The following is a 19,973-nucleotide window of genomic DNA, read 5'->3' as shown; positions in this document are numbered from 1 at the left end:
AGGTATCGGTCGAGTTGGACGGGTGAACTTGATGGAGTTAAGCAAGGGTGCGGTGCTCCAATTATTATCGGCGTGGGCGGCTGCAGAAACATCACAAACTCAGAGGGCACTGCATCGAATTGCCGATAAGGATGTCGATGCGCGTGCAGTAGCGGCCGCTGACCGTCTGTGTTCAATTGTAATGGGTCGCCTGATGGATGAACCCTCGATCCGTGGTCTGGATCTCAATGTCAACGAACTGAGCGAAGTTGAAGTGGATATTCGCCGCCAGATTGTCAACATTGTTGGGCGGATCGCTCGAGACGACCTGGGCTTTAGGCGAGCATTGAAACGTGTAATTAGATACACGGTCAAAGACGATGCTCAAGATGGGAGTTCGGAAGACGGCGACCCATCCGAACGGGTAAAGGCCGACGGGGGCAACGCGAAGAATCCCGAGGAGGTCTTCATTAACGGCCGAATGGTGACTTATATCAAGCTCTCCTTATCGGTTTCGATAATATTCATGTTTGTCATATCTGTCTTAATTATTCGTGGTTCCGGCCTGGATTCCGCTGGGATTGAGTCTGATGTCGCCGTTATCGTCGGAATGATTCTCTGGGGTGTCACGGTCATGCGTGCTACGACTGCGTGCTTCGTCAGGCTGATCTTCAGGGTACCTGATCCGCCCTTGACTGGGCGACGCGACGGCGTCCTGCTCGTGTCACGGCAAGTGCTGTCCCGTTGGATTAACGTGCTAGTTGCTCTGCTTTTGGCCTGGGTGGCCGTATACCGTGGCTCAACGCTGGTCGCATCGGCTGTTGTTGCTGGAATTTACTGTCTCGGTTGGGTGTGGGCGCTGGGTGCAAAGGTAATTATGCTCGACCCGAGCGATGACGCTGCTGGGCAAGTGGGGCCGGGACGCAATGCGCGGATTAGGCGCGAGTTCGAAATACTCGCCTCTCAGTGGCTCTCCGGTATTTCAACTGCCCTGGCTGTTGGTCTAGTCATTTTCACGATGGAGGCAGTGACGGAACCAAGTCCGCGCCACACGTGGCGCCTGGCGTTACTTTTTGCGATCGCATATTTGCTGGTAGGCAGTCTTCTTAGAGCTGCTGCGAGAAGTAACATTCGCTTATGGATTGATGTCGACATATTGTTGTTGTGGAAGGTGACAAGGAAGAGTGCGGCATTAGCCAGCGCCTCAATGGGGATAGGTGCACTATTGGGGGTTTTGACTGGTTTTTGCATCTGGCTCTCCAGTCAAGCTGACTTCGATGATGCAACGCTTGATATGATCGGTCGATGGGTTACTAGCGGGTCCGCGCTGGGGGCCGTGGTGGGTGTTCTAGCGGTGCCGAGGCTTGCCGTTGTTCGGCGCAGAGAGTTGCGACAAAATAATCGCTAGTCAATACTTTCGCAATGGTACAGTGTTTCGGTGTTGGCCAGACTGGGAGTTGGAGTCGAGGGCCTGAAAGTGAGCGCTGCAGGCGCAGGAGGTGTCGAGACGTCCCGGAGTAGTGGAATGACGCTCGAGACGCCGCGACCCAGCTGAATGTCAGGGGCGTGGGCTACCAGCGCGTCGCGCCGACCCGGCCGACGATCTCGTCGAGCTCGTGCTCAACAACGTCGGCGCTGGCGTCCTGCTGGAACAGCAGCCCGACGGTGGCTGCGCCCGGCGCCCCGTGGGCGTGCACCAAGGCACAGGCGGTGAGTGGGTCGTCGCCGCGGCGCACGGCGCTGGCGGCGATCAATGTGGCCAGCCGAGCACGAGCGTTGTGCTCGGTGCTGCCGCGGTAGAGGGCCATCCACAGTTGCTCGATTCGCTGCGGGTCGAGATCGGCCGGTTGCAGCAGCAAGGGGCCGTAAACGGCGTTGTCGGCCAGCGCGGTCGTGACCGCCAGCGCCGCGGCATCGTCGACGAACTCGCCGCGGCCAGCCTGGGTGATGGCGTGGGCGACGATCCGGTTGGCCTCGTCGCCGCGGCGCACCAGAAACGGCACCACCCGGCGGGCGAATCGGCTGACGCTGGCCGGCAAGGTTTCGCCGGGCGCGGCGAAGGGCAGGGCCCAGGTCGGGGTCGGGGCGTCCCCGCCGAGCTGGAGGGGCCCGGCGAAGTCGAGATCCGCGCGTGGCGCGATGACGGTGCCGAGGTGGGTGGGGCGGCGGTAGTCGCGCCACGGGGCGCCGGGGCGGGTGTGGGGCGCCCAGTAGCGGCCGAGGACGGTGTGCCCGGCGGGATGCAGGTCGGCCTCGAGCGCGGCGATCGCGGCCCGCAGCGGCGGCCCCTGTCGGACGCAGTCCGCGGCGATCACGACGACGACCAGGTCGGTATCACGCTCGGCAGGGAGCGCAGCTTGTACGTGCGCGGCGATCTCGCGGGTGGTCAGGCCGCGCACCCGGGTCGCGGGGAACGCCGCGCCGGTCGGTGCGGTGAGGCGCCCGGGGCTGGTGCGTGGGTGGGATGGCAGGGCGATGACGTGCAGGGTGTCGGCGCAGGTGTCGGGAACGGATCCGATCAGTTCACCTGGGGTCAGGTAGGTGGTCACTCGGCGCTCCTCGGATCGGCCTCTCCGGCCGTCTGGGCCGTGGGAGGCGGTGGCGGCCCACGCAGGTGTGAGCCGCCACCGCCCGAGCGCGCGTCCCGGCGGCGGCCTGTGACAACCGCCCGGTCGGCAGGTCCGCGTCAGGTCCGGGTTGCCGCCGGAGCGTGCGCTAGCGTCGGCCGGCCTCAGCTGCAGGGACGACCCGTCTCCGGTGCCGTGTCGGCGTCGTTGCCTTCCTCGATGACGCCGATGACGTCATCGACGGAGGTGACCAGGCGGGCGGTGCCGTCCTGGATCAGCTGGTGACACCCTGCCGATGTCGCCGAGGACACGGGACCGGGCACGGCGAGGACGGGCCGGCTGAGCGTGTAGGCCAGGCGCGCGGTGTGCCGGGCGCCGCTGCGCCGCCCGGCCTCGACCACCAGGGTGGCCGTGGTGAGGGCGGCGACGAGCCTGTTGCGGTCGAGGAACCGGTGGCGCGCCGGCGGGGTGCCGGGCGGGTATTCGCTGACGACGGCGCCGCCGGAGCGGACGATCCGGTCCAGCAGACCGACGTGCCCCGCCGGGTAGCCGACATCGACAGCGCAGCCCAGCACCGCGACGGTCACGCCGTCGGCGGCGAGCGCACCGCGGTGCGCTGCGCCGTCGATGCCGTAAGCGGCGCCGGAGAACACCGGCACGCCGCGGGCGGCGAGCCCGTTGGCGAACTCGGCGGCGTGGTGTTCGCCGTACTCGGTGGCGGCGCGGGAGCCCACGATCGCGATCGAGGGAGCGGCCGCCAGCTCGTCCAGCCGTGGCTCGCCCTGAACCCACAGACCCACAGGGGGTCCGACATAAGTGTCGCCGTTGGGGGCCAGAGTGCTGAGCCCGGCGAAGGCGACGGCCGGCCATTCGTCATCTTCGGGGATGACGAACCGGCCACCGAGACTGGCCGCTGTCTGCAGGTTGGTGTCGACGAGCGGCCAGCTCGCGTCGCGGCGAGACTCGGTGAGGACATCGGCCGGTGCGCTGCAATCGGCGATGCGGTGGGCGGCGTCGACGGGCCCGACGTCGGCGATGTAGCGCGCGAGGACCGGGTTGGTGGGTTCGGCGACATGCTGGAGGAACGCGCGGGCGCGCCGCGCGTCGGTGGAACTGGACATGAGCACTCCTTCTAGCGATGTGCGGGGCTGGTGGTTGCGGTCAGGTCAGGTCGCGGCGGGGAATTCGCGCACGCGGATCTCGTGGCATCGGCGTTTGACGACGGTGCCGACCGGCCACACCGCCGCCAGCCGCAGCAGCTCCGTGGCGTCGTTGCCGACCTCGGCGCGCATTTCGGGAGTGTCGGGAAATCCCATGGCCACGAAGGCGGCGTGGAAGCGGGCGACGAATTCGACTGCTGTCATGTCGGATTCAACGATCTCGGCGGTCGTGGTGGTCTGGCGGCTGGCGATGCCGACGAAGCTGCGCGCGCAGCCGCAGTACGGGTGGTCCGGATCCTCGTGCGACAGGCTGGCCAGGTCGACGATCTCGGTCTCGGGGATGCTGTTGGAGTCGTTGTCCCGTTCGCCTTGGGTGCGGTGGGTGGAGACGAAGTACTTCAACACGGATTCCTCCTCGGTGGACACGCCCGGGGTGGGCGGTGGACGCGGCCTTCGCCCGCGGGCCCCGCGGGCCCGGGGCAAGCCGGCCGCAGGGTGACGGTGGCGTCCCTGGTGGACTGTGGGCTTGCCGCGGGCCGCGGGTCTGCTGCACTGAGCTGCAGCCAGGCCCAGCCGGCGCTGGCATAGGGGAGGAGGTTGTCGGGCGCTGCGTTTCGCGCACGCGCTGACACCCAAAGTTATTACCAGAAAATCCGCCACAGTTGTGGCGAATTACTGGTTTGTGGGGCACTCTGGTTTCAGAAGGTGATCCACGGTGGTCCACAGGGAGCGGCCACAGTGGACCCTTCTGGGGATCCGGTCCGCGTCAACCCCAGCGGTAGAAGGGTTCCCGGCTCGGGAGAGGGCACTGGGGAGGGCACCTCTCCCGAGCCAAAATCTCCCTGTCCGACGTCGCCCGGCCGGCTTTACCGCCGGCCACGCCTCGGGCTGAGGTGATCGGACGGCCTGGATCGGCGGTTGGGTTTCCTTGCACACGTTGATGAGCCGTTGCCTGCACGCTCGAATGAGCATTCTGTTCAGGCGGCCGTGAGCGCGCCCCTTCAAGGCTGGAGTCTTTCCATGACCGCGAGTCTTTTGTGCGCGAAGCGGATCGCGGCGTCGTTGCTGACATTTGGAGCGCTTGCGAGTGCGACGATGGCGGCCGCGGCGTCGGGTCAGGCAGCGGAGCTCTCGCCCGCCGGCGGCATGGTGTCCGAGCAACCGGACGTCGGCGCGGTCGGCGAGGGTGAGGCCAACGCGGACACGCCGGCGGTCGCGCCCGACGGAACCCTCACCTGGTCCACGCCTAAGTCGTCGCACGCTCGGCCGATGTCGGCCGCGACGGCTCAGGGCTGGATCGCGGTCATCGCGACCGCGGACGGCGCGCGCATCCGGTCACGGCCGGTGGACGGTCCGGTGCTCGGCACGATCGGCTACGGCGCCGGGTTCTGGGTCTCGTGCACGCGCGGGGCCTCCGATGGACACGCGTGGGGGTGGTCCTACCGCGGCGGCACCTACGGCTGGGTCCGCGGCGACCTGTGGGAGGTCGAGCAGCACACCGGTCCAGGCGGAGGCGGCACCCCGCAGGTTCCGCGGTGCCCGTGACGTCACACACGCCCTGATATCCGCCGGGTGTCGTGCGTGGGCGGGTCGGTCCGGCCGGTGTCCAACGCTGGCCGGGCCGACGTCCCGCCCTCACTCGATCTGGCGAACCGGCGTGCTGTAGCACATCGATCTCGCAACCACGGACTGTTCGTGCTCACCGGTTACCGAGTCTGTGGATCCAATCGCGGACGACGTGCTCGGGCACGCCGAGCCGCGCGGCGATCTGGGGCCACCGCACATAGCGGGCCCGCAGCTCCATCACCTCCCACACCCGATACGGAGTGCGCTCGCCCCGCGGTAGCAGCAGCGGGCAGTTGCGGGCGGTGGGCGGCCAGGGAAGCCAGTCCGGGTCCGGCACGCCCTCGGCTGCGGATCGTCGGTGCACTGCGGTGATGTGCTCACCGATCGTCGGCCAGCTTCCGCCGCCTCTTGCCGACTTCGGTGGGTGCTGACGCGCGTTCGGGCTTGACATCTATCGTGGATTCCTTCCTGAGCTGGCGTATCCCGGACGTGAACAACGCGCCACCCCAGCCGATATCCAGCGATCACCGCCACCCACGTGGCGACGGCGCCGGAGACGGGGTTCCAACGGGTGAAGACCATGGCGATGATCGGAATGACCAGCGCTGCGACGCACGGCACTGCGATGGCGTCGCCGAGGATGCGTCCCAAACCGGAGGGTTGCGGGGATGGCATTCAACGCTCGGGCGGCAGGATGTCGAAGAACGCTGTGAGCAGGACCGGATCGCGCCCGAGAAAGTCCCGGACCTGATGCCACAGGTGCTCAGCGCGCACCCAGTCGTGATGCTCGTGCCGGGGGATGTCATCGTCGTCGCGTTGGGAGAGGTGTTCCTCGACGTAGGCGTCGAAGGACTGTCGGCCGTCTCCGGCGTCGCGGGCGAGCAGGAAGATCGCCCAGTCCCAGTCGAGTGCTTCGTGTCCGGGTAGGTCGTGTAGCCACGTCAGCGAACGCTGCTGGCCGTCGCCGTCCTGGCGTTGCATCCGTAATGCCCACTCGCGGCGTATGTGCCCGCGGCGCTCGAACGTTCCAAGCTGCCATGAGAGGCAACGGATACGGTAATTCTGGGCGAAGTCCAGGCCGGGCATCTCGTAGGTGCGGTCGTGGCAGGTCATCGGTCGGTCTCCGAAGGCCCTGTTGCACCGCAGCACAAAGCATGGCGATCGCGCCCCCCGTCCAGTACCGGAGCAGAATCATCGGTGCCGGTGAGATCGGATGCGACGTATGTCGCGTATTGCCCGCCGTCCCACCGGTGGTAGAGAGGGCTCAACGCGGCCACGCCTGCCTGCACTCCGGCGTGGTCGTGGTGAGTCAGCGCGAGCTTGAGTATCCGGACCCGGCCGGACTCGGCTAGTGCCCTGTCGCCGTCGTGTTCCGCGCAGTCGACCGCCCGTGTCAGCAGTTCGATGATCGCTGCGGGTTCATGGGTATCGATCACTGCCTGCTCGCGTACTGCAGCAAGGGCCGTGTGCCATGCCGCGTCGCTCAGCAGCGCGCGAATCGGTTGCGCAGTTTCGGTCACCACTGTGACTTTCGCAGTCATGCCCTCATGCCCTCACGCCTATCGACATGGTCGATCGCTTCCCGCTCTAGCTTCTTGAAGGTCGACCGGTAGCTCTGTACGAGGTTTCGCTCACTGACGAAGATGACGTTGTCGTGGTGGGGAAACGCGACAGTGAAGGCCTTGCTATCGGTCTCGTAGATCGTGAAAGGCTCGATCGTTCGCACTGTGCCGGTGACCGGTACGAGCATGATCCTCAGCTGGGGACGATCTGACATCGTCTTGATCGCGTGTAGCTGTGACTCGGGTGCTGGCGCCAATGCTGCATGGCTCAACAGGACAGTCCTGCATCGTGGCTGCTTACGGTCCAACTGTCGGGCTTGTCGGAGGAAGAGTTCGACGTCAACGTCGTCAAGCGGTGTCTGGTCACGCTGCAGGATCGCGCGGGCGTACTCCACGGTCTGCAACGGTTCCGGGACAGTGTGCGGTGCCCATTCCCAGACGCGGACGGCGAATTCATCGAGCTTCTGCTGCAGACTGGTGTCTGTGCCCGGGATTTCGATGAAAGTCGGGGAGTCGAGTTGGTGCCAGAGCCGCATGACGCGTTGGTGTTCAGCGGGGCTGACGCGGAGAAATCCGAGCAGGTGCGCCACCTCGTCGATCGCCGGCGCCCGCTTGCCGGTTTCCCAGTTCGACAAGGTCTGAGCAGAGACTCCCAGCTTGTCTGCGAACCTGCGCAGGCCTTGCTCTCGATCTGTTCTGACCGCCCGAAGAGCGCTACTGAAAGCGAGCAGCGCCGGGAGCGATTTAGGTGTGGTCATGCATTCTCATTCCAGGTGGCGGAGGCGTCGGACGGGCTCGTCGAGGGACTCCTCGCGTCGTCCCGGGTCAGAGCTGGTCATGTAGCGCGACGGCGGCTGCGAGGTCACCTGCAGCACCGGGGCCGGCGCGGTCAAGCCGGGTGATGAGGTTCTCGGTGAGGCGGCGGGTGATCGTGGTCTCGCCGAGGGCGTAGCGGGCGCGGGCGGCGGCCAGGTCAAGCCCGGTCCGATAGCGCGGGGCCGCGGAGTTGCCCAGCAGAGCGTGAGCGCGACCGAGGGCCGACAGTGCGTTGGACGGCTGTCGGTCAGCGGTGAACGCGTCGGCGAGGTAGGTCAATGCGCGCGCCGCCCCCAACCGGTGGTCCGCGCGGATCAGGGCGCCGATCGAGGCGTCGAGGTAGCAGAGGGCATCGGCGGTGTAGCCGAGGGCCAGGTGGGCCTGGCCGATGCGGCGGCGAGTGAGGGCGTGGCCGTGGTCGTCGACGACGTTGCGGTAGTGGCGTAGGCCAGTGGTGAGTTCCCGCAGCGCCTGGTCCGGGTCGCCGGCGACGAGGTCGACGCGACCGCTGTGGGAGTGGGCCAGCGCGAGAATGCCCGGTTCGGCAGTGTCCCGGGCGAGTGCGGCGGCTTCGGCCGCGGCGTTGAGCGCGTCGGTGATGTGTCGGAGGTCGGCCAGGGCCTTGGCTTCGCGGGCGCGGAAGACCGCAGCGATCGGGTGTCGGGTCTGGTGGGTGAGGGTGTGGCCGGTGTGGTGGGCGTGAGCGAGGTCGTCGTGGTGGTCGGTGGTGCGGGCCAGGTGCCAGATAGCGTCGGCCAGCTCGACGGCGACGTCACTGCGCCCGTGATCGACAGCGGTGGTGAGGACGTGGCTCAGGACGCGGTGTTCCCAGGTGTACCAGCGCAGCGCACGGTGCCCGTCCACGTGATCGTGGGGCACTGCCTCATGCGTGGCAGAGGCGCTGAACCGCAGTGCTTCGGGGGCCATGAGCAGGACGGCGGCGCAGGCGGTGGCGGCGTACCAGTCGATCAGACGGCTGTTCTGGCCGGATCGAGTCGAGTCGGGCACCCGGGCGCGTTGATGGGTGGCGTGCTGGCGAGCCCAGGGCGCGAGGGCGTACCGGTCGCCGGGCGGGAGCTGGTCGAGCAGGCGTGCGGCGTGCAGCCGTTGCAGCGCCGTGGCCGCGTCCAGCTCGCTGATTTCGAGGGCTGCAGCAATCGGGGGCGCGGTGGTGTCGGGGCCGGGGTGGTCGGCCAGGAGCTCGTAGACCCGCTGAATCGCGGCAGGAAGCTGTGCGTACGGGATGCTCACCGGCGCCCACGATGAAGATCGAGCGCCCACAGCAGGATGCAGCAGCCGAGTCCGCCCATCACAGCGACGACGACGTTGACTGGGTCGGTCCGGCGTCGCGGTTTCCTCTGGTGCCCTCCACCGGTCACCGGCAACCTCCCGTCGCCGCGGAGCCGGGATCGGCGGGCCTGCCGGTGAACTGATCAGCGGAGGCTGCCGCGTCCTGGTGCGCTGCCTGCCGGTAGAGACCGGCCGTGATCTGGCCCGTGGTGTGCGCCCACCAACGCAGGTATCCGGCGAGCGTTCCTGGAGCCGTCTGTGTCGGCGGGTTCTCGGCCACCTGCTTCTCCATCAGCGCGAGAGTGACCCGTAGCCGCCGCAGGATCTCCTCGATCCCGTCGGCCGTCCCAGCTGCGGAGGAATCGGCGTTGTGCCGACGTAGGTGGAGCTGGGCCCCGAGCGCGAGCGCTTGGAACGCCGCGTGCTCGTAGGCCGCGACCGCCTCCTGGGCCGTGGCGGCCTCGACAATCGCCAGAACGGCGACGCCGCAGGGGCAAGCGGTATTCGAGGTCACCGGCCTTCTCTCCGCCCACCGAGGTGGATGGCCCGCTCGCTGCCCGGGCGGAGCGCGACGGTGGAACTGCGCGGGTCACGGTGTCCGAGCAGTGCAGTGCGCATGAGGGGGCTGGCCGCATCCTGGTCCAGCGCAGCCGACATGACGGCGTCCGTCGTGATGTGCGCAAAGTTGCCGAGCAGCTGATCGGCGGCGAGCCGGTTCTCGACGGCGAGCGGGATTCCGGCCTCGGCGAAGCGCGCGACAAGTGATGCATAGATGTGGTCCTGATCGTTAGTTCCGTGCGTGATGAGCTGGGTGGTCGCGGCGCGACTGCCGGAGGGCGCGCTGTTCAGCAGGGCGAGGATGGCGGCGAGGCAGATCCCGGCTGGCCGCAGCAGCCCGGTGGCGAGGATGCCGAGCGGCGCGCCGGCGGTGAGCAGGTGCGTGACCGCGGGTGTTGCTGCGAGATTGTGGTGGCGGTGGGTAGGCAGGCAGAGGACGTGGGCGCGGCCGGCGGCGGCGCCGTGGTCGATGCAGCTGTGCAAGTGCTGGGTGACCGGGTCGTGTTCGAACAGCAGGATCCGCGCGCCAGCGTTGTGCAGGTCGGTCAGCGTGGACGAGTGAGCCCAGATGGACAGTCCGCCGGTGCCGAGGACGAGGAAGTGGCGGAGCCCGTGATCGAGCATGGCCGCTGCGGCGCGGCGATCCCAGGTTGCGGCCGCGATCGCCAGCCGGGGCAGCTGCGGGTAGTCGGCGAGGAGGCGGTCGGCGAAGAGGCGGTCGACGGTGGTGTTGAGGTGGCCGTCGAGCAGGTAGTCGGCGACAGCGTCCCGGCGAGGACTTTCGATGTCGACGTGCACGCGTTCGCCATCGTGCGCGTGCGGGTGAGCGGGTGTGGCTGCGGTGCGTGGTGGCATGTCGAGGTGCTTTCGAAGCTGGTCAGGCGCTCGCGCAGTGGCGGGGCGTCCGTTGGACCGGGGGTAGTCGCGGCATCGGATCCGCCGCGACCACCCCGAGAGCAGGTGTTTGTGTGTCAGCCGACGGGCGTGGCCGACGCGGTGTGGATCGTTGCGCCTGGGGCGCCGGGCAGTAGCTTGCGGATCTGCTGGTTGATCCACCACTCGTAGGCGTGGAGGTTGGTGTAGATGGCCGCGCTGCCGCAGAACTCGGCGATGGTGCGGGAGGCCGCGCCGAGCAGGTACCAGTCGCCGCCGTGGCGTTGCAGGAGCCCGGAGCCGGAGTCGCCGTTGCAGATGCCGCCGCCGGTGGGCGGGACTCCGGCGCACAGTTCGCTGGTGCCGATGCCGCCGGGGGCGCATTTGGCTGTGTGCAGGAGCGGGACGTCGAGCTGGCTGAGCTGGGCCGGTGCGGGGCCGGTCCAGGCGGCGGGGTCGGTGGTGATGCCCCAGCCGATCGCCCGCGCGGGTTGCCACAGCCAGGTGGGGGCTATGCGGGCCGGGCGGACGCCGTCGACGTGGCCGGTGAAGCGGATGAGGGAGACGTCCCAGATCTTGCCTTCAATGTCCGGCAGGCCCCAGGCCCAGCGCGGCGGGACGACGATCTTGGCGCCGGTGCGGACGACGCCGCCCTGCAGCCGGTTGGGCGAACCGAACCGCGCGTGATAGATCGCGGGATTGCTGCGGTCGATGGTCGGGTTGCGCAGGTCGGTGCGGAAGCTGGCGAAGATCTTCTTCGCCGCGGGGCTCATCCGCGCTTGCTCTTCGGGACTGGGGGTGTTGCTGAGGCAGTGACTGGCGGTGACCGCCACCGCGGCCGGCTTACCGGTTTCGTCGTAGCCCTGGGCGAGGAGGGTAACCCCGCATGAGTGCCAGTCGGGATCGCCGTGGTCGAGCAGCTGCAGGGAACCGGCGCCGGCGTAGGCCACGGGGGCGGGGTCGCCGCCGACGATCCGCGGCGACGCCGTGGCGGTAGACGGTGAGGGCGGGGGTGTGCCGGTGTCGGCGGTCGCGGCGGAGATGCCGAACAGCATCGGCAGCAGGGCGAGCGCTGCTGCGGCTGTTGTTCTGAGACGCACGAGTCGAATGTCCTTTCTCAACGACGCTTCGGCGCAATTCGGATGTGCCCGGTGCGGTGTGGGTGCCTGGCCGTGCGTGGGGGGCGTGAGCACGGCCAGGCACCGGTGGTCACCCGCGATCGGGGTAGGCCGGTTGCTTGACCTTGTGATCGCGGGCAGGTGACCGGCCACCCCGGTAGCCGGTCGAATCCGGGCAACCGGTGCCCTCGCGCAGGTATCCCGTTCCATACGAGGACGCCGGCCCCGGTTCCCTGACAGTCGGCGACATCGGGGCACGGACGGTCAGGAAGTCAAGGGCGTGCCGACCGCCACGGGGGTTCCGGCAGGTCGCGGTCCGATCCAGGCTTCTGGGTGAGGACCGCGGCGGTGAAGTTCCCGCACAGCGGCGTGTCCGTGGGTGGCCCGTCGGGAAACCAGGCGAACGCGGGGACGATCCCAGGCGGTAGAAGGGTGGTGCCGTGGATCATCGCTTCGATCTGGGCTTTGGTGGCGAGGCTTCCGGTGCCGGTGCCGGTGCCGGCGCCGGGGCCGCGGCGCTGCAGCGCAGCTTCGAACTCGAGTGCCTGGACGGCGAGGTCGGGATGCTCGGGCTGCAGCAGATGGGTCATGGCCAGGAACGCATTGGCGGGTAACCGGGCGAGATGATCTTGCACGACCTGCGCGGCTTCGGCGCGGCTGCCGCCGTGGAAGGACATCACCCCGCCCAGCAGCAGCGCCACGCGGTCGTGGTCAGGTGAAACCAGGCCCGGGGTTTCCTTGCCGGTGTTGTATAGCGTGTTCCACATGGCGTGGGGATCCCAGGGGTCGGCGTCAACGACGTGGACGCCGTTGTTCTCGTCGGCGAGAGTGCGCAGGTGCGCCAAGACCAGAGGGTCGTGATCGACATAGATCACACTCGCGCGAGCGATGGTCTGCTCCCGCGTGCGGTTAGTTTCCTCGCTGCGGCGGATGAGCGAGTGCAGGTCGTGTTCGCCAGCGATGTTGGGCAGTCCCGCACCGGCAACCACGATGCTGCTGATGCCTTGCCGGGCAACGAGGTAGGCGGCTGCGCGATCAAGGAACGAGCGTTCGGACCGGAACACGAACCCTGCGTCCGGCACCTGGGCTTCGAGCAGGAGCGCAGCGTCGAGTTCGTTGTTGTGGGCGAATTTGACGCAGGGGACATCGCGGTTGTCGCTATTTTTTGCTGTGCGGAGAGCATCGAGAAGGAAGGCGAGGTTGACCCGGTCGGGATTCGTCCCGACTGGTCTTTGCCACCAGGGCTTCGCAGTGTCTGTGGGTTGGTGGATCGGGGTGGTGTGTGTCGTTTCTGTGGGCGTCATGGGCGTGCCGGTGATTCGGTGGACAGGAGGATGGTCAGGTGCGCGATGCTGAGGCGACATCGATCCGGCGAGCCGCGCGAGGTCGACGGTGCCCAGACCTTGAAACGGGGGGCCGCCAGCGCTGAGTTCCTCTCGCGCCCAGCGGGCCGCAGGACGGAGTGCGTCGAGCTGGGTGACGGCCAGGACAGCGAGATCCACGGCCAGGTCGGGATCCCAGGCGATGCGGCGCTCAGCGCGGGCCAGCAGCTGCGAGGGACGGATCAGGTAGATCCGGCTAGCGTCGCCGAGCTGTCGCAGGGACATCGAGCGGGTGGCTTTCTCCCACGTGATGAGTGTTCGCGCGTTCGCTCGGCCCTCGGACCATGCGGCGAGAGCAGGGCGGGACCAGCCACGGTCTTCCCGCTGCCGCTGTAGTTCCTCGCCCACGGCGTGGGCGAGCTCGCCGGTGTCGGTCGTGGTCATCAGGGTCATCCAAGGCTTCCTGGAGCGGGTGGACGGTGTGCGGATAGTCGGGATCGCGAGTCGGCCAGTGCCGTATCCGAGCCGTGGGTGTGCGGGAGTCGAGGTAGTCGTGCAGTGGCCGCGCGCGCACGGTGGTCCACCAGTAGGTGTGGGGTCTCGCGCCGTCGGTCACGGGCATGGTGGCTCCGCGGTAGCTGGAGAGTGGGTCACGTCGGCCGGTGGGTCGGTGCTTGCGTCGTCTGCAGTGCATCGAGGTCTTTCGCAGGTCACGGCGGCTGAGGTGTCTCGGTAGCGGGGCCGACGGGAGTGAGCGGCATGGACGGTGTCGCGTCGGGAATCCGCTGACGCGCACGCGGGTGCGAGCACTCCTGTGGATTCGAACGTGGCGTCGTCGACGCGGTGGATCCGCGGGTGGTTGGTGGACGGCGACCGTAGAACGGTCGCGGTCGGCCGACTGGCTGAGGATGCCGTCATGCCGCGGCCTCGCGCTTCCACTGGTAGTCACCCTTCGAAGCGGGATGGTGTCGCGGTCGCTTCGCCGTGCTCGGCGTCGCTCGCTTCTTCTTGTTGCTGGCGAGTGGATTCTCACCTGGGTGGGTGCGCCAGTGGTGGGTGTGCACCGTGCTGTGGTCGGTCATGTGGGTTCACCATCCGACCGTTGGCCGTCGTCCTTGTTGCCGATGGCGTTGTCGTGTTCGTCGCCGAGGGGGTTGATCTCGGCGATGGTCGAGGGGGACAGTCCGGCCGCAAGTCGGTACAGCCGACTGGTGGCCTGCGCGCAATCCTCGGCCAACGCCTCGATTTCCATCGCCACTGAGTCCGCGCTTGCTGAGCTGCCCGCAACTTGCTCGGCGAGGCCGAGGGTGGTCTGAAGTTCCTGGGCAACTTCCGCCGCCACCTGCCGCGGGTTGTCGACTGGCTGGTCACGGCGAGCGCAGGCGTGGATGAGGACCTGTGCTCCGGTCCCGATCAGGTCGTAGCCAAGTTTCCTGTAGGACGTCCAGTCATGGCGGTCACGCTCGGCGTAGGCTAGTCGTACCAATGCATCGGTGTAGGCGTCGGTGATCAGGCCGAGCAGCTTGATCGGCGGTGTGCCGGGCTGATCCGGCGATCGTTCGGAGTCTGTCATTAGTGTGTTCCGGTGACGTGGTCAGCTAGACGGTGAGGCGAGCAGTTGTTGCGTGCGAGACCGATGAGGGGCGGGCGGGAGCCCGCTGGCACGAGTACGTCTGCGGTGTCGATGGTGACGAGGTCGCCGCGGCGGATTCTTGGATGGCTCCGTGGCAGCACGGTGCTGTTGTTGAGGTGTCGTGCATGGTGATCACGTTCCAGGTTTGGGGATGAGCACGTTGGATGCGCCTCGACCGCCCGGATGTTGGAAGTTCGCGTTCGGTCGAGGCGCGCAGACCAGACGGAAGGGAGGTACGCACACTGCCTGTCCGGACTGGGATTGCGGAGGGTTAGGTTCGAGGGACGGGATCGTCGGGGTCCACGGGCGGATCGGCGTTTCCGTTCGTTGCCAAGCGGACGGAAAGGGCGCGCAGTGCATCCGTGAGGCTCCGGTACATGGGGGCGAGGTGTGTCGGTGCGATCAGGTCGGGGTCGCCCCAGCCCACGAGAAACGCTGTCAACCTCGCTTGCGCGTATTTCAACGCCTGCGCTTCGTCCGATGACGCGTGAACTCGCCGCAGTGCGCGGTCGACGATCGCGCCAATCTCTTGCAGCTGGGTGCGTGCCTGTTCTTCGGACTCGGGATCGTGCCAGCGGACGTCCGGCAGCGAGACCAGCGCCTGCCGGGCGTGAACGATGGTGAGCTGTCGTCGCGCGCATCGTTGCGCCCCCGGCCATTTCACGGTGTCCACAGCCGCGGGGCCGAGCCGATTACGAGGCGGGGCGCGCGGGGGTCGCTGGGCTCGGGAAGTTCGACGAGCTGGTGCAGGATGGTGAGGGCGTCGCCCTCGCGTTCCCAGACTTTCCCGCTGGCACGATCCATTCGGATGGCGGCGGCGTCGGTCTCGCTTTTGATGCGGAGAGCGTCGACGAAGCCGTCCGCATCCCACGTGAAGGCGCCGGCCATCTTCTCGACGTGGCCGTCGGCGTCAAACACGGGGAGGACCTCCCAGCGGCGGCGCAACAAGGTCCTGAACGGCTCGATGGCCGGCTCGTCCCGGAGGAACGCGAACGGGCTCTTGACGGGGATGGTCATCGGAGGCCGCGTCCCAGGTCGTCGAGCTGGCTACGGCGCAGAGAAGCGTTCCGACCGGCGGTTGCGCGCGCTCGCTTTCGACTTGCTGCCCATTGCTGGGTCAGGCCAATGGCGAACGTGATGGCGAACAGAGCGGTGAAGGTGATCGGCAGCAGCGTTGCCAGCGATTGGTAGTCCACTGTCATCGTGCGCATCTCGCATTCCGGGGGATTCCGCAGCTGCGAGGGTGAGGTAGTCTCCGCCGCAGCCAGTCCGTTCATAAGATCGTCACCGAGCGCGACAGCGACAGATGACATTCGATGACATTCGAGGAGGAGCAGGCGGGCGTGACCCGACATGTAACGATCACCGGTACTCGCTCGGTCCCCGACGAGTCGCAGCTTCCCGGCCTGTTTGACGACTACCTTCGACCGTTCGCCGCCCCGGACACGCACTTCTACCTGGGCGGTGCCGTCGGCATCGACACCGCCGCTCTGGATTGGCTGGACGAGAACAGCCAGGCATCGCTGATCGTCGTGGTGCCCTGCACAGTGGCTGATCAGCCGGCCGCGGCCGTGGCGTCCATCTGCCGACATCGGGACGCGGTCCGACTCGCCGAGGTCGTGGAACTGGGAGCTGACCGACTGGGCACCGCCGCGTACTACGCCCGCAACCGCTGGATGGTCGATCGCAGCGAATTCGTGGTCGGCTTCCCCCGAGGCACCGACCCCACCAGGGGTACCTGGTACACCGTGAATTACGCAGCCGAACAGGGCAAACCCCGGCTGATTGTACCCGTATGAGATCGTCCGAATGGTGTAATGGCCATCGCGACCACGACTGATCGGGAATCCGCGGCCGTGCTGCTGCGCCGGCTGCGCGAAGGACGCGGCTGGTCCTGGGCTGACCTCGCTCGGGCGCTGCGGGACACTGCACGCCAGCTCGCGGTCACTTCGCTGATGGACAGGCAAGTCGCCAGCATTCAACGCGCGGTCGCCCGCTGGGAGAGCGTCTCCGACCGAACCAGCCCCAGCGACCGCTACCAGTTCCTCGTGGCACACCTCCACGCGCGCACCCCAGCCGGCGACCAGGCGATCGGACCCGGATCTGATTTCGCCATCCTGCTCGATGCCCTTCGCCTCTTCGGGACGCCGCCGGAGCGAGTGCAGCAGCTCAGAGCCCTCGTCACACACCGCACGCACGGCGACGATGGAAACCTGAGTGATCCTTCGCAGCTCAACCACGAGGACGTTAGCCGTCTGAACGAGGCGGTCACCGCGATTAACGGACAGATCGGAGCCGTCCCGTTCGTCCGCCTCCAACTGCAGCTCGCGCCCATCGTCGAGTCTTGCCGACGGCTCGTGCGGCGTGATCAGTTCGGTCGGCGGCAGGAACTCGTCTTGCTCGCGGCAGCCGCATATTCGCTGGCCGGTCGGCTGGCCTTTGAAACCCGTGACGACGAGGCGGCCATGGCCCTGTACATAGAAGCGACCGAGGTCGCCACGCACCTCGAGGACCGCAGCCACCGTGCCGCGATCCAGACGAGCCACACCATGGTGACTCTGCATGCGACTGACGACCTGGAAGCGGCCTGGACGATCGCCCGCGCCGCGACTGTCGACGCTCACCGGGGTCCCAGCTACGCGATTCGTGCTCGTGCTCATACCGTGCACGCGGAAATTTGCGCTCGGGCTGGCCACGCCGGTAAGGCGGCTGCTGCCCTCGACCGTGCTTGGAAGACAGCGGAACAGCTGAGCATCGACGACCCGCATAGTGGCTTCGCCACCGACCGGATGGACGGATTCGACGGCTTGCGTGCCCTCCATGCAGGAGACGCCAGCCACGCACATGACCGTCTTGACCGGTCGATCTCCGCGTTGCGGTTCTCGCGAGACGCCGTGCAACGCGGCATCGTCAGCACCGACTTGGCGCTCGCGCGGCTCCGTCTGGGCGACCCGGCAGCCTGCGTCGACCTGCTGTACGAGGCCGTCGACATCACCGCCGTGACGGGCGGCCGAGTCGCAGCGCAGCGAGTCCGCCTTGCTCGGCGTGACCTCCGACCATGGCGAAACGAGAACTTCCTGGCCGATCTCGACGACCACATCCACGACAGCTTGATCGGGCGCTAACTGAGGCGGCCAAGCTTGGGGTGCTATGGGGGCGGTTGCATTCATCGTTGACGCCCCTTTCAGCGTGCACGTTGAAGACGGCGGGAAGCTCCAACACCCCTTCAGGCGACTGTGGTAGCCGGTCGTCGGGGTGCTGGTGACCACAAAACCGCAGCTCAGGGCGAGAGACCACCCCGTTCAGTCGTGATCTTGCGACGCAGTTTGTCCCTGTTCAACGGGGAGATCCTGAGTCATAATCCCGGTCGGATACGGTGCAGCACCGCACCGAGCAAAGGAGCGTGCCCGAGATGTCACCTGCGCCCCGTAGCCTTCGGCAGGAGCAGCGGCAATTGGCTGTCGAACTCCGTGGCCAGTCAAAGACCTGGGTGGAGATAGCGCAAGTGTTCGCCGAGCGCTACAACGTGAACATGCGGGTGGCGTTGCGGCTGGTGCGCGATTGGAGTCAGCGGGAAGTCGCTGATCGCTGGAATTCGCGGTGGCCCGATGATCCTAAGACGTTTAAGAATTTCTCGTATTGGGAGTTGTGGCCGTCGGACACAGGGCATGCGCCTTCTCTTGCAGTGCTTGGGCGGATGGCGGCGCTCTACGAATGCAGCGTTGCTGACCTCATCGCAGACGGTCCCGACTTCGGTGCGTCAGACGAGGCGCGTCGGACGCGCCAGCAGCTCGTCGAGCTGAAATCCACGGGTCCGGACGGGTTACAGGAAATCGCGGCCCGGCTCGAGGGCATCGACGTGCGTGACTTGGCGCAGATGGCTTCGACGTGGTCCCGCGCCGGGGCTAACACCGTCAGCCGAAGGTCTCTACTGCTGAAGGTGAGCGCGGCGTTGTCCTTGGCGTCAGCCGGCTGGGCACTGGCGACCGATACCGCTGCCGCCCATCCTGTGACCGGAGTACCAGAAGGTGGAGGCACTTTGACCGGAATCTGGCACAGCCAGTACAAGTATCCCAGTTCTGGTCGCCGCAAAGTCCTGACGGGAGAGCATTACGTGGTGCTGCGCACGCACGGTTCTCGGCTGCTTGGCCGGAGCCTGCCGCATTCGAGTGGCTCTCACTTGCATCTTGATCTGAGCAAGGACATGGCGGTCGCGACTGGTACGTGGCGGGAAGAAACCTCGCCGACTGGTTACTACAAGGGAGCTTCCTACCACGGCACGCTTCAGATGGTCGTCGACCCTGCGGGACGCCGGATGAGCGGGATGTGGCTCGGATTCGGCCGGGATTTTGCGATCAATAGCGGCGAGTGGCGCCTGGAGCGGTGTGGCACCGATGTTTCGGAGGCTGCCCAGCATGCCTACCATGGCAAGGCTTGACCGCTAGCTCAACACCGCGATGATTCGGGTTCCCGACGAGAAGGCCCCTGCCTCGATGTGGGCGAACAGTCCGCAGAGCATCTTCGCCTCGTACACCCAATCCGGCGTGACGCCATGGCGCTCGTGGAAGTCGGCGATGAAGGTGTCGAGCGCTAAGGTGCGCTTCGCGTAACCGCCGAAATGGAAGTCGACCTCGATGGTCCAATTCGCGGTAGCCACGCCATAGGCTTCTCGTTGCAAGCGACGGACTTCCTCTTCCAGGAACTGTCCACCCTTGAGTACCGCGAAGCCGAGTGCGCGTTGCTGGCCGGCCAACCCGGCGGCGATACCAGCTAGTGTGCCGCCTGTTCCGGTCGCACAGCAGATGATGTCGAAGTCCGTGGTGATCTCGCTGACGAGTTCCGCGACGCCACGTACGGCAAGACCGTTGCTGCCTCCCTCGGGGAGGAGGTAGCAGGGACCGAACCGGTCCTGCAGCGCGGCGAGCACGTCGGGTTCGGTCTTGCGGCGGTAAGTGGCGCGGTCCAGGTAGGTCAAGACCATGCCGCGTTTAGTGGCGTAGGCGAGCGATTCGTTGAGCGGGTTGTGCTCCTCGCCGCGGATGACGCCGACAGTTTCGAAGCCGAAGTGCTGGCCGGCGGCTGCTGTCGCGCGGATGTGGTTGGAAAACGCGCCGCCGAAGGTCAACAGCCTGGAGAAACCTTCTTCCCGGGCCGCCTGGAGGTTGTATCGGAGCTTGCGCCACTTGTTGCCCGGTATCTCCGGGTTGATGAGATCATCTCGCTTCAGTTGGAGGTGGACCCCGTGACGTGTCAGCCGCTCGTCGTGCAACTCTACGAGCGGCGACGGGAGGCTCGCAAAGCCGACCTGCTCGTCTTCGCTGGAGCCCACCCGACGAAGCCTAGTACATCCGCCGAGAAAGCCGTGTGCTCGACCTCGCCGGCAACGCGCTGGCCTACGCCGCATACACACCAGCAGATCATCACAGCTCAGTGGAACGGCGCTGGCGACCGACTCGTGCGAGGATGTGCGGTCGATAGCCACCAAAGGTGAATGCGCTGCTGCTCGAGCGGAAGGCGTGGGCGCACGCG

23 protein-coding genes are annotated in these 19,973 nt (G+C 66.9%); 5 read left to right on the top strand and 18 right to left on the bottom strand.

Translation table 11 applies throughout. The features are described from left to right. The first annotated feature begins 22 nt into the window (after window positions 1-22). On the top strand, window positions 23-1,387 hold the full coding sequence (locus ACFPLC_RS42810; RefSeq protein WP_378194815.1) for a hypothetical protein: 1,365 nt from the start codon (window positions 23-25) through the stop codon (window positions 1,385-1,387). Between the two features lie 163 nt (window positions 1,388-1,550). Here the strand turns inward: ACFPLC_RS42810 and ACFPLC_RS42805 are convergent, their stop codons facing one another. The 3 genes from ACFPLC_RS42805 to ACFPLC_RS42795 form a co-directional block, all read right to left on the bottom strand. Next, the gene (locus tag ACFPLC_RS42805; RefSeq protein ID WP_378194812.1) at window positions 1,551-2,528 is read right to left on the bottom strand and encodes a DUF4192 family protein; all 978 of its coding nucleotides are present in this window, start codon (window positions 2,526-2,528) and stop codon (window positions 1,551-1,553) included. A 182-nt stretch (window positions 2,529-2,710) separates the two neighbouring features. Then, entirely contained in the window at window positions 2,711-3,667 is a 957-nt protein-coding gene (gene dprA, locus ACFPLC_RS42800; protein WP_378194810.1) for a DNA-processing protein DprA, read from the bottom strand. Window positions 3,668-3,712: 45 nt separating this feature from the next. Next, window positions 3,713-4,111, bottom strand: coding sequence for a DUF7715 family protein (locus ACFPLC_RS42795; protein WP_378194807.1), 399 nt, complete (start codon window positions 4,109-4,111; stop codon window positions 3,713-3,715). Between the two features lie 615 nt (window positions 4,112-4,726). Between ACFPLC_RS42795 and ACFPLC_RS42790 the strand changes: the two genes are divergently transcribed. Continuing rightward, window positions 4,727-5,251, top strand: a complete 525-nt coding sequence (locus tag ACFPLC_RS42790) for a hypothetical protein (protein WP_378194804.1) — start codon at window positions 4,727-4,729, stop codon at window positions 5,249-5,251. Between the two features lie 154 nt (window positions 5,252-5,405). Here ACFPLC_RS42790 and ACFPLC_RS42785 read toward each other — a convergent pair whose 3' ends face one another. The 14 genes from ACFPLC_RS42785 to ACFPLC_RS42720 all read right to left on the bottom strand — a co-directional run bounded on the left by ACFPLC_RS42785 (window position 5,406) and on the right by ACFPLC_RS42720 (window position 15,646). Then, complete coding sequence (locus ACFPLC_RS42785; protein ID WP_378236177.1) at window positions 5,406-5,636, bottom strand: helix-turn-helix domain-containing protein; 231 nt, start codon at window positions 5,634-5,636, stop codon at window positions 5,406-5,408. A 311-nt stretch (window positions 5,637-5,947) separates the two neighbouring features. After that, entirely contained in the window at window positions 5,948-6,385 is a 438-nt protein-coding gene (locus tag ACFPLC_RS42780; protein ID WP_378194798.1) for a hypothetical protein, read from the bottom strand. After that, a complete protein-coding gene (locus tag ACFPLC_RS42775) occupies window positions 6,382-6,792 on the bottom strand; it encodes a hypothetical protein (RefSeq protein ID WP_378194795.1) in 411 nt (136 codons plus the stop codon). Before ACFPLC_RS42775 ends, ACFPLC_RS42780 begins: the two co-directional genes overlap by 4 nt. 17 nt (window positions 6,793-6,809) lie before the next feature. Beyond that, window positions 6,810-7,592: a Scr1 family TA system antitoxin-like transcriptional regulator gene (locus ACFPLC_RS42770; RefSeq protein WP_378194792.1), complete on the bottom strand. Its 783-nt coding sequence runs from the start codon at window positions 7,590-7,592 to the stop codon at window positions 6,810-6,812. 67 nt (window positions 7,593-7,659) lie between these two features. Continuing rightward, window positions 7,660-8,901 carry a hypothetical protein gene (locus tag ACFPLC_RS42765; protein WP_378194789.1) on the bottom strand — a complete coding sequence of 414 codons (1,242 nt, stop codon included), beginning with the start codon at window positions 8,899-8,901 and terminating at the stop codon, window positions 7,660-7,662. 124 nt (window positions 8,902-9,025) lie between these two features. Then, entirely contained in the window at window positions 9,026-9,454 is a 429-nt protein-coding gene (locus tag ACFPLC_RS42760; protein ID WP_378194786.1) for a hypothetical protein, read from the bottom strand. Then, entirely contained in the window at window positions 9,451-10,296 is an 846-nt protein-coding gene (locus ACFPLC_RS42755; RefSeq protein ID WP_378194783.1) for an SAM-dependent methyltransferase, read from the bottom strand. Before ACFPLC_RS42755 ends, ACFPLC_RS42760 begins: the two co-directional genes overlap by 4 nt. 173 nt (window positions 10,297-10,469) lie before the next feature. Continuing rightward, a complete protein-coding gene (locus ACFPLC_RS42750; RefSeq protein ID WP_378194780.1) occupies window positions 10,470-11,471 on the bottom strand; it encodes a S1 family peptidase in 1,002 nt (333 codons plus the stop codon). Window positions 11,472-11,761: 290 nt separating this feature from the next. Beyond that, window positions 11,762-13,255, bottom strand: coding sequence for an SAM-dependent methyltransferase (locus tag ACFPLC_RS42745; RefSeq protein WP_378236176.1), 1,494 nt, complete (start codon window positions 13,253-13,255; stop codon window positions 11,762-11,764). A gap of 470 nt (window positions 13,256-13,725) precedes the next feature. Continuing rightward, complete coding sequence (locus ACFPLC_RS42740; protein ID WP_378236175.1) at window positions 13,726-13,893, bottom strand: hypothetical protein; 168 nt, start codon at window positions 13,891-13,893, stop codon at window positions 13,726-13,728. Then, window positions 13,890-14,384 (bottom strand): hypothetical protein, encoded by a 495-nt coding sequence (locus ACFPLC_RS42735; RefSeq protein ID WP_378194775.1) that lies wholly within the window; start codon window positions 14,382-14,384, stop codon window positions 13,890-13,892. The genes ACFPLC_RS42740 and ACFPLC_RS42735 overlap by 4 nt, the downstream gene beginning before the upstream one ends. Before the next feature lie 331 nt (window positions 14,385-14,715). Then, complete coding sequence (locus tag ACFPLC_RS42730; protein ID WP_378194772.1) at window positions 14,716-15,117, bottom strand: hypothetical protein; 402 nt, start codon at window positions 15,115-15,117, stop codon at window positions 14,716-14,718. Then, complete coding sequence (locus ACFPLC_RS42725) at window positions 15,105-15,461, bottom strand: hypothetical protein (RefSeq protein WP_378194769.1); 357 nt, start codon at window positions 15,459-15,461, stop codon at window positions 15,105-15,107. Before ACFPLC_RS42725 ends, ACFPLC_RS42730 begins: the two co-directional genes overlap by 13 nt. Further along, on the bottom strand, window positions 15,458-15,646 hold the full coding sequence (locus ACFPLC_RS42720; RefSeq protein WP_378194766.1) for a hypothetical protein: 189 nt from the start codon (window positions 15,644-15,646) through the stop codon (window positions 15,458-15,460). The genes ACFPLC_RS42725 and ACFPLC_RS42720 overlap by 4 nt, the downstream gene beginning before the upstream one ends. A gap of 114 nt (window positions 15,647-15,760) precedes the next feature. On the opposite strand from ACFPLC_RS42720, the gene ACFPLC_RS42715 reads away from it, so the two are divergent. The 3 genes from ACFPLC_RS42715 (at window position 15,761) to ACFPLC_RS42705 (ending at window position 18,882) form a co-directional block, all read left to right on the top strand. Beyond that, window positions 15,761-16,243 carry a hypothetical protein gene (locus tag ACFPLC_RS42715; protein WP_378194764.1) on the top strand — a complete coding sequence of 161 codons (483 nt, stop codon included), beginning with the start codon at window positions 15,761-15,763 and terminating at the stop codon, window positions 16,241-16,243. An 18-nt stretch (window positions 16,244-16,261) separates the two neighbouring features. Beyond that, entirely contained in the window at window positions 16,262-17,569 is a 1,308-nt protein-coding gene (locus ACFPLC_RS42710; RefSeq protein ID WP_378194761.1) for a hypothetical protein, read from the top strand. Between the two features lie 329 nt (window positions 17,570-17,898). Then, on the top strand, window positions 17,899-18,882 hold the full coding sequence (locus ACFPLC_RS42705) for a hypothetical protein (RefSeq protein WP_378194758.1): 984 nt from the start codon (window positions 17,899-17,901) through the stop codon (window positions 18,880-18,882). A 3-nt stretch (window positions 18,883-18,885) separates the two neighbouring features. Here the strand turns inward: ACFPLC_RS42705 and ACFPLC_RS42700 are convergent, their stop codons facing one another. Continuing rightward, a complete protein-coding gene (locus ACFPLC_RS42700) occupies window positions 18,886-19,773 on the bottom strand; it encodes a 1-aminocyclopropane-1-carboxylate deaminase/D-cysteine desulfhydrase (protein ID WP_378194755.1) in 888 nt (295 codons plus the stop codon). Window positions 19,774-19,973: the final 200 nt, after the last annotated feature.

Origin of the sequence: Amycolatopsis plumensis, assembly GCF_042652605.1 — a bacterium.
Classification (GTDB): domain Bacteria; phylum Actinomycetota; class Actinomycetes; order Mycobacteriales; family Pseudonocardiaceae; genus Amycolatopsis; species Amycolatopsis plumensis.
The sequence above is the reverse complement of the archived record's forward strand: the minus strand, read 5'-3'. Positions and strand labels throughout refer to the sequence as shown.

Excerpts from the sequence above, each read along its gene's own strand:
- ACFPLC_RS42720 (WP_378194766.1), bottom strand. The coding sequence starts at position 15,646 with ATGACAGTGGACTACCAATCGCTGGCAACGCTGCTGCCGATCACCTTC.
- ACFPLC_RS42770 (WP_378194792.1), bottom strand. The coding sequence starts at position 7,592 with ATGACCACACCTAAATCGCTCCCGGCGCTGCTCGCTTTCAGTAGCGCT.
- ACFPLC_RS42745 (WP_378236176.1), bottom strand. The coding sequence starts at position 13,255 with ATGACCACGACCGACACCGGCGAGCTCGCCCACGCCGTGGGCGAGGAA.
- ACFPLC_RS42725 (WP_378194769.1), bottom strand. The coding sequence starts at position 15,461 with ATGACCATCCCCGTCAAGAGCCCGTTCGCGTTCCTCCGGGACGAGCCG.
- dprA (WP_378194810.1), bottom strand. The coding sequence starts at position 3,667 with ATGTCCAGTTCCACCGACGCGCGGCGCGCCCGCGCGTTCCTCCAGCAT.
- ACFPLC_RS42735 (WP_378194775.1), bottom strand. The coding sequence starts at position 14,384 with ATGACAGACTCCGAACGATCGCCGGATCAGCCCGGCACACCGCCGATC.
- ACFPLC_RS42715 (WP_378194764.1), top strand. The coding sequence starts at position 15,761 with ATGACATTCGAGGAGGAGCAGGCGGGCGTGACCCGACATGTAACGATC.
- ACFPLC_RS42790 (WP_378194804.1), top strand. The coding sequence starts at position 4,727 with ATGACCGCGAGTCTTTTGTGCGCGAAGCGGATCGCGGCGTCGTTGCTG.
- ACFPLC_RS42780 (WP_378194798.1), bottom strand. The coding sequence starts at position 6,385 with ATGACCTGCCACGACCGCACCTACGAGATGCCCGGCCTGGACTTCGCC.
- ACFPLC_RS42740 (WP_378236175.1), bottom strand. The coding sequence starts at position 13,893 with ATGACCGACCACAGCACGGTGCACACCCACCACTGGCGCACCCACCCA.
- ACFPLC_RS42710 (WP_378194761.1), top strand. The coding sequence starts at position 16,262 with ATGGCCATCGCGACCACGACTGATCGGGAATCCGCGGCCGTGCTGCTG.